The organism is Brevibacillus sp. Leaf182 (genome assembly GCF_001423865.2).
Classification (GTDB): domain Bacteria; phylum Bacillota; class Bacilli; order Brevibacillales; family Brevibacillaceae; genus Brevibacillus; species Brevibacillus brevis_C.
In genome coordinates this window covers 60,225-76,837 of sequence record NZ_LMPN02000037.1, presented here as the reverse complement: position 1 = coordinate 76,837, position 16,613 = coordinate 60,225, and the positions used below count along the sequence as shown (strand labels likewise).

Sequence of the window (16,613 nt, the reverse complement as noted above, 5' to 3'; positions counted from 1 at the left end):
TTAGTCAAACGGTAACCAAAACCATTGTAGTAAACGAGGGTTAAGAGGGGGAGGTTCAAAACAAACGAAAGAGCGTATAGGGAAATTGAGAATACAGTGTGTGAACGAAAGACTATGTAGAAGAGGAATTATGGCAAAGTCAATAAAGGGAATCATCTGAAAATTCGGTTTTGTTAAAAGTTCGATTAAAAAATCTATAGTTTTAATAAAATTAAATCTAGTTCATAAAATTGCTATTTCATGAACTGAAAGCAAAAACGATAAACCTCCTCTCTATTGAGATACCGACTTTTAGAGGGGAGGTTTATTCCTTTCAAAATCAAATCGAAAAGATTGAGCCGCTTGTTTCTTTTGTTCCAGATCTACATGGGTGTAGATGGACGTAGTTGCTAAACTTTCATGGCCAAGAAGCTCCTGCAGCGGTCAGATATCCACTTCGGAAGAAGAATCATCCTGTGAACGTAACAAAGATGTTGAAGAACTCCTTTGAATGCAATCGAAATGGTTCTCACTGCTCCCGATACTTCAGAATCAATGGTAGCACCATTGGATGAAGAGGGAGGACTCTCTCTTTGTTACCCTTCTCGTAAATTCGTACGGTATTCCACTCCAAGTCAAATTTTCCCACGTTAAATCTAAATCCACTAATTCTTGCCGACACATGCCGGTTGTCGCTAGAAGCTTGAACATCACATGGTTTCGCTGCGCGAATTTTCGTTTGTCATTCCAAAAACCGAAATAACTGTTGCAGCACGATTAATCTCATATAAACTGGCAATTTTTTATTTGTTTTCGGCGCTTGAATGCCCACCATAAACTCTACTGTGATCCAATTTTCCTTTGCACAAAACCGACAAAACGATTTTAAGCAAGAAATACGCTTTTGCAGCGTCCTTGGCCGTGTCTGATGCTCAATCACTTGATCTTGCACGAAACGCCGTATCGTCGAATTATACACGTGCTGCAGCTCAGTTGTTCCGTGAACTTTCTGTAAGAATGCCTCAAACTACAGATTCCTGGTAATCTAGATCATCTGTCTAGTGACACAAACATGTATACCAAAAGTGTAGCTGAAAACGACGTTAAATCAAGTTTTTTGCATCTTTTAGTATACTTGTTTGTGTCATTTTTTTGAGACACAAACAAGTATACCAGCACGAATTGTGACACAAACATGTATACCGAAGGTGCGGAACGAGATTCTGTTATCGTTTGAGAGGAAAATATAAAAATAGGTAGAATTTCTACAAAAAGGTATAATCTTTAACATTTTCAGAAAAAATAAGATCATTAGCTTGTGGAGGTGACTCATGTACGAACAACCGGTCATAACGAAACGAAGTACTAGGTATGGCAGTAACTATTGGCATGTTTTTAGCCCCAAACTCCAACGAATGGTCCATTTTTTCAGTGACCTTGAGTATGAACATTGGCTACTAGTAGAAGCTGACCAAACAGTTAAGCGGTTCTGTGAACAACCAGTTAGAATTGAAGGTTTGTACGAAGGTGCTAAGGTAAGTAGTATTTTTGATATGTGGATTGAAAGAGTAGACGGAAGCCAAAGTTTTATTGAAGTTAAATATACGCAAGAATTAGATCCGCGAAACCAAAGATCCGAGCGCTCTATTAGGCAAACAACCATTCAAAGAAAATGGTGCGTACAAAATAATTTCAATTATGAAATCAAAACGGAGAAAGATATTCGTGTTAATCAAATACTTCTTGATAACCTAAGAGTATTGATCCCAACGATAAAGAATCAATTAATCCCTAATGAAATTGACCGGCACCAAATATTGAAAGCAGTAGGTAGTCACCGAATGTCAATAAGACACCTTCGTACGGAACTTCCACACTTTTTACCATCTCGCCTAAATGAAACGATATTCAATATGATCTATTTTGGGGTTTTTTACTCGAATATTGACCAAACGCTTTTGGGATTAGATACGGAGGTCTGGATTCATGGCTCACAGGAAAATACTTGAGGGGAAATCCATTGACCCTTCAGACTTGGATTTGTCCACATGGCCAGGAGTCTTACTCGATACCCTAACTGCTAAAGACAGGGAAACTTTTTTGTCTCGAAAACGAGCTATTGAAATGTATATGTCTCCTCATTTTACTTTAGATCAGATAACGCGGGAGACAGGGGTTTCAAGGAATCGTCTTATAGACTTTGTAAAACGTTGTTTGTCTGAAGATTCGAACGGTGTGCTTTGGGGCTACCGTGCCTTGATCCCTCAAAAAAAACTAAAGTCTTACACTCGAACCAATCTATCCTCAAAATCAGAAAAACTCACAGGAATCTTCAACCATTTCTTAAGTAAACATCCCCACATTAAAGAACTCATCCACGATCAATATTTGACAACCAAACAAGGAAGAGCCACTGATCCTGTGAAAAAACCCAAACATATACATGTAACATTTCTAAATGCTTGCAGATCCTTAGGGTTATCAATGAAAGACTATCCCTTTAGTACGAGGGATTTAGGGAGACGATCGCTTTATCGGTACTTAAAAAAACTGGAACAAAACCTTCCAAATCAAGCTGCCAATCGATACGGTGACGAAGCTGCCCGACATATCCGGCACACTGGCATTGGTCATAAAAATGCGGATCATATCCTAAAACCCTTTCAACGAGTTGAGTTTGACGGCCATCAAATTGACCTTATTCTCACTATCAAATTTAGAAATCAATTCGGGGACGAGTGCGTAGATGTGTTAGAAAGGATATGGCTACTCGTTATTATAGACGTTGCCACTCGAGTCGTTATTGGTTACCATATCTGTCTTCAATCACAGTATTCAGCTAGCGACGTATTAGCTTGCATCCGTAATGCAATTGTTCCAACATCTCCTAAAAAGCTCACCATTCCAGGATTGAACTATCCTACAAAAGGCGGTTTTCATTTTGAAGCCATTCCTCAAACACAATGGGCGCTTTGGAGTGAGTTCTGCTATGACAATGGAAAGGCCAATCTGGCAAAGATTGTGACAAACAGACTAGCTAACGTCGTCGGTTGTGCTATGAATCCTGGTCCCGTAAACATGCCGGAGCGACGTCCATTTGTGGAGAGATTCTTTGGGCTCCTAGAAGAAAACGGTTATCATCGTTTTGTGAATACAACTGGGAGTCATCCTACTGACCCCCGTCGAACTCATCCAGAAAAGATGGCAATTAAATATGAGATGGATGTGGAAGAGCTTGAACAGATCACAGCTGTCCTGATCGCAAATTACAATCATGAGCCACACAGTAGTTTGGGATATCTGAGTCCACTTGAAGTCATGGAACAAAGGGTGGTGCATAGAGGTATGGAGCCAAGATGGTTGCCTGAAGAGCTAAGAAAAGAAGTTGAATTTTTTGGTGTACCTGCTATTCGAACTGTTCGTGGAAATATTAAACAGGGGAAAAGACCCTACATCACATTTGAAGGAGTTGAATATAGAAATGAACTACTTTCTAATACATTTGATCTGATTGGGGAAGAAATTTATTTACTAGTCAACACAAATGACATTCGGTATTTAAAAGCGTTCCTCAAAGATGGAGGAGAACTGGGGTACATTACCGCTACGGGTAGATGGGGTATTACTCCTCACACATTGCAAATGCGAAAACAAATTAACGCGCTACAGAGAAATAAACTTTTGCACTATGCTAATAACGTTGATCCAATTGAGGCTTTAAATAAATACTATGAAGAAAAAGCGACCAACAATAAAAAGGTCCGTAATTCATTAGCTACACATCAAAGATACATAAAACAAATGGAGTCCCAGGTTCCAGAACAAAAAAAGGACATGTCTGAAACGAAACCTTCAGAACATGCGAAACCCATAAATCATGATAGACAATCGAAACAATCCAATAAGGGTGGTAGTCAAGCATCAGATCTATCCAAACTACGTGAAAAGTTTAAAACCATAAATTTATAAAGGGGAGTACTCGGTGTCCAAAGATCATTACGAACAGATATCCTTTGAGAACCTCCTAGAGCAGCCTCGACCTCATGTGCCTACTGGAACGCATCCAATTGAAGAACAGTCCTACATTATCCCAACAAATGAAGTTTTACGAATGTTTCAAGCTATTTCAAAATGGATCAAATACCGTTCACCAGGAGGGATTATTTACGGTCGACCACGCTTAGGAAAAACACGTGCGATTGAATATCTATTGCGAATTTTGCCAAACGAATTTGGGAATGATTTACCCGTATTCCACATTCGCACTTTACATACGAAGCTTGCCAATGAAGGTGTTTTCTTTGAAACACTGTTAAAAGATGTTGGTCATGGAGTCCCATTTTCCGGAAAACCCAGTATCAAAAGGGATCGTTTAGCCAAATTCCTAGCAGAAAAAGGGGACACATCCAGACATAAGAGGATTGTCATGTTTATTGATGAAGCGCAATGTTTGCATGAACTCAATTATGGTTGGCTAATGGATATTTACAATGAACTTGACCAGAATCGAATTGCAATGACTGTGATATTAGTGGGACAAGAAGAATTGTTACACCGTAGGACTCTGTTCATGGAAACCAAAAGACACCAGATTATTGGTCGTTTCATGGTACATGAGCATCGTTTTACAGGAATTAAAACCAAAGATGATTTAAGCATTTGTCTTAGTGGTTTTGATCAGCTTGCAGAGTTTCCAAAAGGATCAGGATGGTCATACACGCGGTTTTTCTTCCCTGAAGCCTATGCAGTGGGAAATCGGCTTCAAGATTGTTCCGAGGAACTATTTGATGTTTTCTCTTCTTTGCGCCAGCAAGCTAAAATCCGAGGAACCTTTGAGATCCCTATGCAATATTTAATAACCACGATTGAATACGCTCTCTTAGAGTTCGGAGCAAACGGTCGGAATATTGGTTGGGTAACGAAGGCATTGTGGGAAGAAGCGATATACGCTAGTGGTTATATTCATGCTGAGCTTCGCATTCCGGCAGTAGAATTTGATGAATCCTTATGACATATCAATTTCATCAGAAAGTGAGGTCGATCAAAAGCTGATGAATCCCTACACATGGAGAAAAAATTGGATACGGCCGTATGAATCATCCTGGTCTATTCTTGAAAAGTTCAAATTCGCCAATACATTAACAGCCAGAGAAGTATTGAAAATACTCGGAACGGACCGGGTAAAAAGTCTGAAGGCAGGAATTGGGAGTTGCCATCGAAATCTGATAACTTTATCAGGCTTTGATTCACATACAGTTCAAGATGTGCTAGGCTTTGATATGGTTTCTTTCCATCAAAAAATAATAAACCAACTCTTATCACCGTTATTAGAAAGGCATCGTACTACTTTTTTTCTCCGCGAAGATCTCGCCATTTGTGAAGCATGTCTTAAAACAGGCTACCATAGCATATTCCATCAATGGAGGTTCCTACACTACTGCCCCTTTCACTTATCTCCTCTACATTTCGCATGCCCGAATTGTAGTCAAATCTATACATACGAAATGACTGATGATGGATTTCTATCCCCTTATGTGTGCAAATGTGGCCATTTTTATCTACAAGAAAGCGCTGCTCGTTTTTTTTATAAGGAATGGGGGACAGATGATGCTATTCAGTGTAACAAGGTAAAAACTTGGTTATCCGAAGTTAATTACAACAGTAAGAAGATGGAATCTATCTATTTGTTTACAGAAAAGGGATTACATCAATCTCCAACTCTGTTTGAAGGAGTATTAAGTTTTCTTACTAATGAAAACAGCAAGACACCAAAACGGTATATATCTCAGATAACTACCCCAAAAATTAGTATGATTAAAGGGGATCAAGAGAAATATGAAAATATGACATATTCCAAGAAAAGTTATCCCCATATCGGTGAGTATTCATTGGGAAAAAGTCGATTGCGTGTACAACAAGAGGACTTATTCCTTTCGTATAATCAGCTAATTTCTTCTATCGCAAGAAATCTCCGTAAAACCGTACTAATGAAACACAAAACTTGCATAGAACGTTATTTTCTTGCTGACAATGCAGCCCCTAAATGTCCTTATGCGTTTGCTTATGTACATTGGAGATCATTTGTTCAAGGCTTCCAATCGCCAAGACATGTCACGGCTAGATACAAACGCCCTAAAACGGTTGATCATCGATTTGTTCAATTTCCGTTTACCTTGTACTCAGAGTTTTTTGAGGATGTAGTGGATTTATGGAAATCACAAGTAGAAGATATTAGCAATGAAAGTAGAGCTTCGTTAAAGTGGGTACTGGGACGGAGCATTGCTCATGTTTCCATCTCCCTTTTCTGGACGTGGTTATCTATAGCTAAAAAGCTTATGACTAAATTCATAATGTTACAGTTGCCACCGTTTTCATACGAATACCTGTCACCGTTTTTTCTCGTTCTTCCGTTCGGTGAACAAAAGGTATATGAGATTCATTCTGAAGCAATTCCTGACAAAATAAATATTATCAGTGAGCAAATATGCCCTTTTCAAACTGTAAAGAGCAGAAGAGATCCTAAAAGGAGAGAAAAGATACAACATGCCAAACAGCAACTACGCTACTACAAAATAAGTAAGCCGAATTATTCCAACTCTGTAAAATGGGATTAACAACACAACAGCTTTATTAAATCGATTGATTAAGGTCGAGGAACCTTCCTGACATACTTAGAGTATTATACGTATTGCTAATGCGAATTTCTCAGATCTATTGCAAATTATGAAGAAGCTGTAACGTTGAATAGAAAGAAGAAGGGACTGAAATCTTTACAATCGACATATTGAAATAACCATATGGTTATAATAGTATAAGGTTATTGTTGATGAATGGAGAGGAGGTAAAAAATAGACATGGACACAAAGCAAATGGTCAACGCATTAAAAGCACTTGCGGACCCTACCCGGTTAAAAATAATTAGTTTATTAAACCATCGAAGTTGCTGTGTTTGTGAATTAGTTCCCATTTTTGGCATTTCGCAGCCTGCCGTGTCTAAGCACATGAGTAAGTTAAAAAGTGCAGATTTAGTCATTGAATCCAGAAGAGGACAGTGGGTCATCTACACTCTGAATCAAGAGCGTTTAGAACAACTTCGCTTCGCTTTAGGGAATCTCCCCGATTACTCAGAGGAGTTCGAGAAGTTGGCGGCACAAGGCCTCCTCGTAACTTGCGAATAGCGAAAGGAGAGAGAGCATGTTTTCTGTTTGGATTGCCTTTCTGATCTTTGCTGTGACATTGACATTTGTCATCTGGCAACCGAAAGGACTTAACATTGGCTGGTCAGCAACAGGTGGTGCTATCCTAGCATTAGTTTTTGGTGTTGTCAGTTTTGCCGATGTTGTGACGGTAACGGGGATCGTTTGGAATGCAACGCTGGCGTTTGTCGCCATTATTTTGATATCGCTGATCTTGGACGAAATCGGTTTTTTTGAATGGTCTGCCTTGCATATGGCTCGGATGGCCAGAGGAAATGGTCGGCTGATGTTCGTCTATGTCGTTCTATTGGGAGCAGCTGTTGCAGCTTTTTTTGCAAATGATGGCGCAGCACTCATACTGACACCAATTGTTCTTGCACAAGTGAGAGCACTGAAGTTCCCGGATAAAATGATTCTGCCATTCATTATGGCGAGTGGATTTATTGCGGACACTACTTCGTTGCCATTGATCGTTAGCAATCTTGTCAACATTGTCTCCGCAGACTTTTTTAATATCGGTTTTGTTGAGTATGCTACCCGTATGATTGTACCCAACTTTTTTGCGATGGGAGCAAGCTTAATTGTATTGTTTCTTTATTTCAAAAACGATATTCCCAAACAATATGATTTAGGTGCGCTAAAACAACCTCATGAAGCGATAAAAGATGTTCGTCTATTCCGTCTCTCGTGGATCATTTTAGGTATTCTTCTGATTGGATACTTGATGAATGAAGTCGTAGCCATCCCGGTATCCGTCACAGCAGGGATTGCAGCCATTATCTTTATCGTGGCTGCACGGAGCAGTAAAGGCATTGAGACTAGGAAAATCATCAAAGATGCACCATGGGCAGTAGTGGTCTTCTCCATCGGGATGTATGTCGTTGTTTACGGCCTCCGTAATGTTGGATTGACTGACATGCTTGGACAATTGATTCAAGCACTTGCGGACCAAGGGCTGTTTACAGCAACAGTAGGCATGGGATTTCTGTCTGCGATCCTTTCCTCGATCATGAACAACATGCCAACCGTAATGATTGACGCTTTGGCCATCCAAGGAACGAATACCTCTGGTATTATTCGAGAGGCGTTAATTTATGCAAACGTGATCGGTAGTGATTTGGGGCCTAAAATTACTCCTATCGGTTCACTTGCAACATTGCTATGGCTGCATGTGTTATCCCGTAAGAACGTGACGATTACGTGGGGACAATACTTCAAAACAGGAATCATCCTGACAATTCCAACGTTGTTTATCACGCTTGTTGGGCTATATCTGTGGCTACAAATCATCGTTTAACATCTACGACTATTTGTAATAAAGGAGACTGAACTACATGGAGAAAAAACCACTTATCTATTTCCTTTGCACGGGGAATTCTTGCCGCAGCCAAATAGCAGATGGCTTTTTGAAAGCGTTGGGGGGAGAGCGTTACGAAGTGAAAAGCGCTGGTCTCGAAGCGCATGGTCTGAATTCAAGAGCCGTTCAAGTAATGGAAGAGGCTGGAGTGGGCATCAGCAACCACACTTCTGATGTGATTGATGTAGAAACATTAAATCGTGCTGATTACGTCATCACGCTTTGTGGGCATGCAGATGAACATTGCCCTGTAATCTCCAATAAAAATGTTGTGAAGTGGCATTGGGGCTTTGACGACCCTGCGAAAGCAACGGGAACAGAAGAAGAGATCATGACTAGTTTTCGCACTGTCCGTGATTCCATTAAAGCACGTATTGAAAAATTCCTTGCTGAAGGCAAATAGGGGGTAGGGTCATGATTAAAAGAATGCACGTGGCCGTAAATTGTACCGATCTCGAAGCTTCTCTTAAATTTTATCGTAGCTTCTTTGGAACCGAGCCAACTAAAGTGAAGGACAACTACGCTAAGTTTGAACTGGATGCACCTGCCCTCCATTTCTCGCTGAATGTACGCCCTTTTGAAAAGAAGGGTGTGCTTAATCACTTAGGATTCCAGGTAGACCATACTGAAGATGTGTTAAAGATGGGAGAAAGGTTGCGCGAGGCAGGTTTGTTAACCATTGATGAGATGGGAACCACATGCTGCTATGCTGTGCAGGATAAAGTGTGGGTGTATGATCCAGACGGAAACGCGTGGGAAATTTTCTACACCAGCGCGGATTCGGAGTTTGAATCTGCTGGTGAACCACGTGACATATCCTTGTGCTGTGCACCACCCACAAGCCCCGTGCAGATTGAATTTGGCTCTTGGAAAAAGGAATGACATTCATACCCCTCGCTTATGAGGGGTATTTTACTAAACCATTCAGGAGGGAAACGCATGCATAAAGTTGTTGTCCTCGGTACAGGTCCTGCTGGTCTAACTGCAGCGATTTATCTTGCACGTGCGAATATGCATCCACTTGTGGTCGAGGGGAATGAACCCGGAGGTCAATTGACCCTCACAACAGAAGTGGAGAACTTCCCAGGGTTCCCTGATGGAATCATGGGCCCAGAGCTCATGCAAAACATGCGTAAGCAAGCAGAACGCTTTGGAGCAACATTTCAGACGGGGTGGGTAACCAATGTCGATTTATCAAAACGTCCTTTCACACTAACCGTTGATGAATCAGTCCAAATCCAGGCCGAGTCTCTCGTCGTTTCTACAGGTGCTTCCGCAAAACTGCTCGGTATTCCTGGTGAGAAGGAAAACATAGGACGTGGGGTAAGCACGTGTGCCACCTGTGATGGTTTTTTCTTCAGAGGGAAGAAGGTTATCATCGTCGGCGGTGGTGACTCTGCAATGGAAGAGGCGAATTTCTTAACCAAATTCGCCACGGAAGTAAGAGTGATTCATCGCAGAAATGAACTGCGAGCATCAAAAATCATGCAAGATCGGGCGAGGAATAACCCGAAGATTACATGGAGTTTAAACGCCACTCCCATTGAGGTTATCGCTAATGAAAAAGGGGTAACGGGGCTAAAAGTAAAACAGAATGACACTGGTGTGGAAGAAACGATCGATACGGATGGCATTTTTGTAGCGATTGGCCATCGACCGAATACAACTTTCCTTAAAGGGCAAATCAAAACAGACGAGACAGGATATATCATGGTAACACCAGGTACAACTGAAACCAATATTCCTGGCGTGTTTGCATGTGGTGATGTGCAAGATCACCGGTATCGCCAAGCCATTTCGGCAGCTGGGACAGGCTGCATGGCCGCACTTGATTGCGAAAGGTTCCTGGAAAGCGATGCCGTCCATGATTGGAGCATGTCGGAACCAAAACAGTACCAGGCATTAGTAGAAGATAAAATTTTCGTTGGGAGTGCTTCAGATGTAGAGTCCATGATCCAAAACGAAGGGGTAGAGGTTGTTGTCGATCTACGTGGAGAAGCTCAGCAACCAGCGTTTTCAGATCCGAATGTACAGTGGATTCAGATTGCCCTCAGCGATGAAGGAAATTCCGATCAAAGTACACTTTTTAAGCAAGCGATTGAGGAAGTAGTGAAGGCTTACAAAAATGGCAAGAAGGTAGCCTTCCACTGTAATGGAGGACGCGGCAGAACAGGTGCCGTAGCAGCAGGTACACATCTTTCTCTTGGATTAAGCAGTACGCTGCAAGAGGCAGAAGAGAAAGTAAAAGAAATTCGGTCAGAAATCAACATTAAGCCTAAACAAAAAGAAGCTTTACACAAGCTGTTTTCTGAATAAAAGAGCAAGCAATGGAATACCAGAAAAAGAAAATCGATAAACGAAGAAACGACCATGGGGTTACATGGTCGTTTTTCCATAACGTTTAGCTGTTATGCATATGTTTTACTACATATTTTGCATCACTGCCGACCCCACGTAGGGTAGCTGATGCTAGGGAGCGTTGCCAGGGGAGTCCAACATAAAACAGACCTGGAACTGTTGTACTGACGCCGTTTTGATGCAGCGGAGAACCATCTTCGGCCAAAGCATGAAGAGAGGATAGGTATTGGACGTTGGGACGATAACCAGTGGCAAATATGACTGTATCCACTTGTTCTTGAGTACCGTCTGACCAAACAACGCCTTTATTCGTAAAGTGGGTGAACATTGCTTTTCGATCAGGTTTTTGCTTTTCGATGGCCATTTGGTATCTTCCGGTATCCAATACACCTTCAGGTTTCGATTGAAGTAGCCACTTTCCAAAACCTGATTGGTCTAGCCCCAGTACAGTGACCCAGAAGTGGATATCCTTGCCGAAAAGGATCTGCGGTTTAAAGACAATGGGTGATCGTGTGGCGATAGTAACCTCAGCATCTGTAGCCAACTCCACTGCAATTTGAACCGCAGAGTTACCAGCACCAACCACGATGATGCGTTGGTTTTGAAAAGGGGTAGGGTTTTGATAGTCCTTTGAATGGAGAGTCATTCCCTGAAATTGTTCAATCCCAGGTACATGCGGAAGATAGGGTCGACTAAATCCGCCCGTCGCAGCGATAATATGTTTGGCTCGAAATACCTCATCTGATTGGGTTTCGACCAAAAATAAATCCTTTTCTTTTTGAACATTCGTTACAGTCGTACGGGTCAGAATAGGGAAGTTAAATTGTTTGGCGTAATGGATCAAATACGCAACGACCTCATCACGTGTAGGGTATCGGTTCGGGTCACCCGGGAAAGCAAATCCCGGAAGAGATGAGTAGTTTGCAGGTGAGAACAAGGTAAGGCTGTCATAATACTGAGACCAAGAGCCAGCAGGTTTATCGGTAGCTTCGAGAATAAGAAAGTCACGCTGCTCTCGCAGAAGGTGATAACCAGCGGCCAAACCGGCCTGACCGGCACCAATGACAATACAATCATAAGTATGGGTCATGTTCTTCTTCCTTTCGTCAAATCGGGATTTAACGATATGTTTCTTAAAAAAGATTGTAAGTTTTCACTTACAACAATTGAGCAAGTAGGTATTGAGTTTCTGCATAGATGCTAGTATCTGCTCTCGGTTCGGAGAATAAAAAACCTCTTTTCCGTCCTTACGAGAATGAACTAAGCCTGCTCTTTTGAGTATGGCAAGTTGTTCTGACGCTGTTGATTGACCAATCGCAACCAAATGGGCAACTTCTCCTACCGTAAGTTCTTTACGATCTGTAAAGAGAAACATGATTTCCTGCCTTTTTTCACTTGCGAGAGCCTTTAAGAACGATTGTACTTCGTTAAACTGCACCAACCAGAAACATCCCTTCCGTCGTTATATCGGAATTTAACGATATAATATGTCTAATTTAGGTTGATGTCAAGGACGGTACCTATGAAGAGTCTCTGTATCGTATCTTTACGTTTAATGAAATGCGGGACAGGGGCATCCCGCATTTCATTTTGCGACTTTGTTATGACACCTTGGAAGTGTTTCAGTCGTATTCAGCAACAGGACAGATTATTGTCTTTGGTATCAGAAGTGCAGCACGAAGAATTGTTTCCTTGTTCTTCGGCAGCGCAGCATGGTGCCGGTGAGGTCATTTCTCCCCCGCAGCATTCTCCTTTTCCATTTTCGGATGGACCTTTAACAAAGTTTGTCATCATGAATTCCTCCTAAAACGATTTTATTTGAACCCCGTATTAAGGGAGATTCAATAGTTTTATAGACAATATCACTTACCACATTGAATCATTTAACGATTGGCAGAAAAGTATCATCAGCATGTTGCGCATGGATGTTTCTGGATTTGGAGGGGTGTTGTTTGTTGGCGTGAGTTGTTTGGAGTTTGCACATTCTCTCCTTGATGGAACTGCCATGCCCTTCGTGTGACGAACTCAAGTTTTTGTTTTTGTTCTTCAAAAAGCAATTGTGCGAGTACATCATGCAAAATCATACGAATCAACTCCTGCATCAAGATTATTTGATGAATATATCAAAAAAAATTGATTATAAGGTGAAAAAAAAATTAGCAGCAATTATTACGGCGGAAGATACAGCAAAGTTCTTCAGATAAAAGGTGATTCACTTCATCTGGATTTAGGGAGTAGTAGTTCATGGTACCTTCGGTCTCTTTCAGAATCAGATTAGCATCTAAAAGGATCTTCAAGTGATACGAAAGTTTAGATTGGGCCATATCTACAATTTCCGCTAAATCGGTGACACAAACTTTCCCTTTTTGGGTTAGTTCATACATAATCTGAAGCCGTTTTTTATCTGCTAGAGCTTTAAACTTTGCTTCATACTTCTCAAAGAAGGTATCGTTATTCGTATGTAGGATCGGTAGCTCTTTTAACATATGGTCACCTTCATCAATTTTTCTTGATGACATTACTATACTCCTCCAGTTGGAAATTGGCAATGGGCAACATCAAATTTTTTTGATGAAAAAATGATTGCACTTCGCAAGTATTGTGTGTATAAATAGGAGGAGAGGTGAGGAAATGGAAAATATGCGTGAAATCGTACAAACGATGACTCGACGTATTGGACTGTTAAATAAGAATTGTTGTTCGGTTGATGGGATTGACATATCGGTTGCACAAAGCCACATCATCTATGAAATACACCGGAATCATCAACCATCCATCCAACAAATTGCCGAGATTCTTGGAATGGATGTTACGACATTTAGCCGACAGGTTCAAGTATTGGTCGATGCGGAGCTCGTGAAAAAGACGCCTTATGCAGAAGATCGTAGGGTACAGATTCTTTCCTTAACAGAAAAAGGCGAACGCATGCATGATTACATGGATCGGACGATGAACGCGTATTATGACGATATCTTTTCTCATATGTCCGAATTTGAAAAGGAAACGGTTATTCGATCCTTAAAATTGTTCAATCAAGCAATGTCAAAAACCAAGCAATGTTGTAATCCGATGGGTGATTAAACCCATTTCTCTTTCGATAATACTTGCAAAATGCAAATAAAAAGGGTGGTACATATGTGGCTTGAAGTACTAAACAGCTTTTTATGGATTGCTTTAGAGTTGACTGTATTGTTCATTGGGATCTCATTTGCGATCAGTTTGCTCCAGAGCTTTATCCCGTATGAAAAGGTTGAAAAATTCTTGGCTGGGAAAAACGCAGCCTTGGGAGCCCTCATGGCGTTGGTATTTGCTTTTGTTACACCATTTTGTTCCTGTTCAACGATTCCGGTCGTTGTTAATTTGCTAAACAAAAAAATTCGATTCGGAATCGTAATGGTGTTCCTTTTCTCCTCACCAGTACTGGACCCAACCATTATTACTCTCATGGCAGCGATGCTTGGCGCAAAAGTAGCCATTGCTTATACGATCATCACTTCTGTGTTATCGGTTATCATCGGGTTTACTCTTGAAAGGTTAGGGTTTGAAAGACAAGTGAAACAAGTCGTAATGACAGGATTCAACGAGACAAGTAAGTCTTTTAGCCTGAAGGCAGCTCTCGTGGAAACGATAGGGTTGATGAAAACCGTATACCCATATCTCATCATTGGTGCTGCTATTGGAGCCGTCATTCATGGTGTAGTACCGACTGAGTGGATTACGACCTATATTGGTGGTGATAAGTGGTGGATGGTGCCGATCGCAGCCATTATTGGTATACCACTATACATTCGATTGTCGACCATGATTCCCATTTCACAAATTATGATTGCTAAAGGAATGGCGCTTGGTCCAGTAATGGCATTAATGATCAGCTCTGCGGGAGCAAGTTTACCTGAATTGGCTTTGCTCAACTCCATTTTTAAAAAGCGATTAGTGGGAGCCTTTGTTGTATCTGTGTTCACTATGTCCACCATTTCTGGATTGTTATTCTATATCATCTAAAGAGGAGTCTAACATGGGATTCTTGAAAAGTTTGTTTGGAAAAAAAGAAGGTTCTTGCTGCAATGTGAAGATCGAAGAGGTAAAAGAAACGAAAGATGCCTGCTGTAATCAAGAGGAGACAGTAAAAAAAGAAGCAGAACAAAAGAACGATTCTTGCTGTAAATAAACTGTTCGAAGGAGAGGCCTATCATGAATCTTTTCGTTCGAAAAGCAAGTTACGTAGACCTTGAATCCATCCTAGCTATCTACAATCAGGGGATCGTTGATCGAATTGCCACGCTTGAAACAGAAGTAAAGGATTACACCTATATCCGAAAATGGTTTGATGAGCATCAGGGACGGTATACAGTCCTTGTGGCAGAGATGGATAATGCCATCATTGGATGGGCTTATCTCAATCGTTACTCGAATCGTTGTACCTATGATGGTGTCGCAGATTTATCTATTTATATTGAACGAGATTTCCGTGGGAAAGGTGCTGGAAAGGTACTTTTACGTAAGCTTGAAGAGACTGCCCGATCCCATCAGTTTTATAAAATCGTGTTGTTTACCTTTCCTTTTAACGGACTAGGGCAAGGGCTTTATAAAAAATGTGGGTACCGTGAAGTCGGCGTGTTTCATAACCAGGGAATCTTAGATGGAAGCTTTGTAGATGTGAGGGCCATGGAAAAGATTCTTATAGGAGATGAGGGGAGTAATGAAGGTAAATAGGGGCAGCGTGCTTAGTAAGGAGTACTTTCTTGCGTATCTTAAGCACGTTATGCGTGTGTTTCAATGTAATGCGGATGATGCAAAGGCAAGAACAGTTGAACGCTTTTTTCGAGGGGATTTAAATACTTATGGTGGAGATACACAGCGGAATTTATTAAATGCCTATGATGAGCTAACTTCAGCCAGCTGATACTGAGTGCGGCAATAACTAATTGACATTGAAAAACGTCTTACTTGTATTCGCTTATATTATCTATTTCTAACGCTAGTATTATTAGGTCAGCCCGTTTTTACTGGTTGACCATTTTCAGTATATGGGGTACCGCCAGCAAACCATGTTTATCTTAACTCGATTAATTTATGCTATTCATAGTAAGCTAAGTATCGCATTTCACTGACGCAACCACTCCCCAAGCTAAACTCGAATATCTAAACCTAAAAATGAATATTTTAATGTTTAAAGGAGGTAAATTAAACTATGTTCATCAGTAAGCTACTGCCAATTTTATTAAGTCTAAGCATTATTCAACCAATTGCTCCGAAAGATCCTTTGGACGTTGATCCAAGTAAACCCCTGGGGAATGTTGCCCCAATTAAAGTATCTGTAACCCAATTTGAAAATACATATAAAAAAGATACCTTGCTTCCCCAATATATCCCATTTACCCCTACTCATACAGGCGGTGTATTTAGTGAACTTCAACAAAAGCTAACCGTAGATTACCTCGACCAAAAAACAGATGAACGTCTATCGATGACTATTCATTACAAAATCGGAGGTGATTTAAAAATCCAACCGAAAATAGTCGACTTAGTAAATGGTACAAAAGCTGAGTATCTTCATGACGAATATTATTTAGCTGATTTTATCCGTTTTAAAAAGAGCGATTTAATTTATGTAATAGGAATTTCAAAAAATGGCAGGGGAGAAAGATTTGACGATCTAGTAAAAGTCGCAAATTCTCTCCACTAACCGCTGAAACCACAATAAACATTAAAAGAGAAAGGCG

Annotated in this window: 16 protein-coding genes and 1 pseudogene; 14 read left to right on the top strand and 3 right to left on the bottom strand. The window is 40.8% G+C overall.

What is annotated here, in order from left to right; all coding sequences use genetic code 11:
- Nucleotides 1-1,310 precede the first annotated feature (1,310 nt).
- From ASG16_RS27945 to ASG16_RS31420, 10 genes and pseudogenes are all read left to right on the top strand, one after another.
- Nucleotides 1,311-1,988 carry a TnsA endonuclease N-terminal domain-containing protein gene (locus ASG16_RS27945; protein WP_056487411.1) on the top strand — a complete coding sequence of 226 codons (678 nt, stop codon included), beginning with the start codon at nt 1,311-1,313 and terminating at the stop codon, nt 1,986-1,988.
- Complete coding sequence (locus ASG16_RS27940; protein ID WP_056487409.1) at nt 1,966-3,948, top strand: TnsB C-terminal domain-containing protein; 1,983 nt, start codon at nt 1,966-1,968, stop codon at nt 3,946-3,948. The genes ASG16_RS27945 and ASG16_RS27940 overlap by 23 nt, the downstream gene beginning before the upstream one ends.
- Before the next feature lie 13 nt (nt 3,949-3,961).
- Nucleotides 3,962-4,990, top strand: a complete 1,029-nt coding sequence (locus ASG16_RS27935; RefSeq protein WP_241970846.1) for an ATP-binding protein — start codon at nt 3,962-3,964, stop codon at nt 4,988-4,990.
- The gene (locus ASG16_RS27930) at nt 4,977-6,593 is read left to right on the top strand and encodes a hypothetical protein (RefSeq protein ID WP_056487406.1); all 1,617 of its coding nucleotides are present in this window, start codon (nt 4,977-4,979) and stop codon (nt 6,591-6,593) included. Before ASG16_RS27935 ends, ASG16_RS27930 begins: the two co-directional genes overlap by 14 nt.
- A 240-nt stretch (nt 6,594-6,833) precedes the next feature.
- Nucleotides 6,834-7,157 (top strand): ArsR/SmtB family transcription factor, encoded by a 324-nt coding sequence (locus ASG16_RS27925; protein WP_056487403.1) that lies wholly within the window; start codon nt 6,834-6,836, stop codon nt 7,155-7,157.
- 16 nt (nt 7,158-7,173) lie between these two features.
- Nucleotides 7,174-8,472: an arsenic transporter gene (locus tag ASG16_RS27920; RefSeq protein ID WP_056487400.1), complete on the top strand. Its 1,299-nt coding sequence runs from the start codon at nt 7,174-7,176 to the stop codon at nt 8,470-8,472.
- Nucleotides 8,473-8,509: 37 nt separating this feature from the next.
- A complete protein-coding gene (gene arsC, locus ASG16_RS27915) occupies nt 8,510-8,935 on the top strand; it encodes an arsenate reductase (thioredoxin) (RefSeq protein WP_056487399.1) in 426 nt (141 codons plus the stop codon).
- 11 nt (nt 8,936-8,946) lie between these two features.
- Nucleotides 8,947-9,414 carry an ArsI/CadI family heavy metal resistance metalloenzyme gene (locus ASG16_RS27910; RefSeq protein ID WP_056487397.1) on the top strand — a complete coding sequence of 156 codons (468 nt, stop codon included), beginning with the start codon at nt 8,947-8,949 and terminating at the stop codon, nt 9,412-9,414.
- 57 nt (nt 9,415-9,471) lie between these two features.
- A pseudogene (trxB, locus tag ASG16_RS27905) lies at nt 9,472-10,413 on the top strand (thioredoxin-disulfide reductase); the annotation flags it as partial.
- On the top strand, nt 10,408-10,848 hold the full coding sequence (locus ASG16_RS31420; protein WP_255413064.1) for a protein-tyrosine phosphatase family protein: 441 nt from the start codon (nt 10,408-10,410) through the stop codon (nt 10,846-10,848). The pseudogene trxB and the gene ASG16_RS31420, both read left to right, overlap by 6 nt.
- 85 nt (nt 10,849-10,933) lie before the next feature.
- Here the strand turns inward: ASG16_RS31420 and ASG16_RS27900 are convergent, their stop codons facing one another.
- The 3 genes from ASG16_RS27900 to ASG16_RS27890 all read right to left on the bottom strand — a co-directional run bounded on the left by ASG16_RS27900 (nt 10,934) and on the right by ASG16_RS27890 (nt 13,376).
- Nucleotides 10,934-11,980: a flavin-containing monooxygenase gene (locus ASG16_RS27900; RefSeq protein WP_056487394.1), complete on the bottom strand. Its 1,047-nt coding sequence runs from the start codon at nt 11,978-11,980 to the stop codon at nt 10,934-10,936.
- A gap of 63 nt (nt 11,981-12,043) precedes the next feature.
- A complete protein-coding gene (locus tag ASG16_RS27895) occupies nt 12,044-12,328 on the bottom strand; it encodes an ArsR/SmtB family transcription factor (RefSeq protein ID WP_198674283.1) in 285 nt (94 codons plus the stop codon).
- A gap of 718 nt (nt 12,329-13,046) precedes the next feature.
- Complete coding sequence (locus tag ASG16_RS27890; RefSeq protein WP_056488493.1) at nt 13,047-13,376, bottom strand: ArsR/SmtB family transcription factor; 330 nt, start codon at nt 13,374-13,376, stop codon at nt 13,047-13,049.
- 145 nt (nt 13,377-13,521) lie between these two features.
- On the opposite strand from ASG16_RS27890, the gene ASG16_RS27885 reads away from it, so the two are divergent.
- The 4 genes from ASG16_RS27885 (at nt 13,522) to ASG16_RS27865 (ending at nt 16,576) form a co-directional block, all read left to right on the top strand.
- Nucleotides 13,522-13,971, top strand: a complete 450-nt coding sequence (locus ASG16_RS27885) for a MarR family winged helix-turn-helix transcriptional regulator (RefSeq protein WP_056487388.1) — start codon at nt 13,522-13,524, stop codon at nt 13,969-13,971.
- 54 nt (nt 13,972-14,025) lie between these two features.
- Nucleotides 14,026-14,892, top strand: coding sequence for a permease (locus tag ASG16_RS27880; RefSeq protein WP_056487386.1), 867 nt, complete (start codon nt 14,026-14,028; stop codon nt 14,890-14,892).
- Between the two features lie 186 nt (nt 14,893-15,078).
- The gene (locus tag ASG16_RS27875) at nt 15,079-15,603 is read left to right on the top strand and encodes an arsinothricin resistance N-acetyltransferase ArsN1 family A (protein ID WP_056487383.1); all 525 of its coding nucleotides are present in this window, start codon (nt 15,079-15,081) and stop codon (nt 15,601-15,603) included.
- A 478-nt stretch (nt 15,604-16,081) separates the two neighbouring features.
- Complete coding sequence (locus tag ASG16_RS27865; protein ID WP_056487376.1) at nt 16,082-16,576, top strand: hypothetical protein; 495 nt, start codon at nt 16,082-16,084, stop codon at nt 16,574-16,576.
- Nucleotides 16,577-16,613 lie beyond the last annotated feature (37 nt).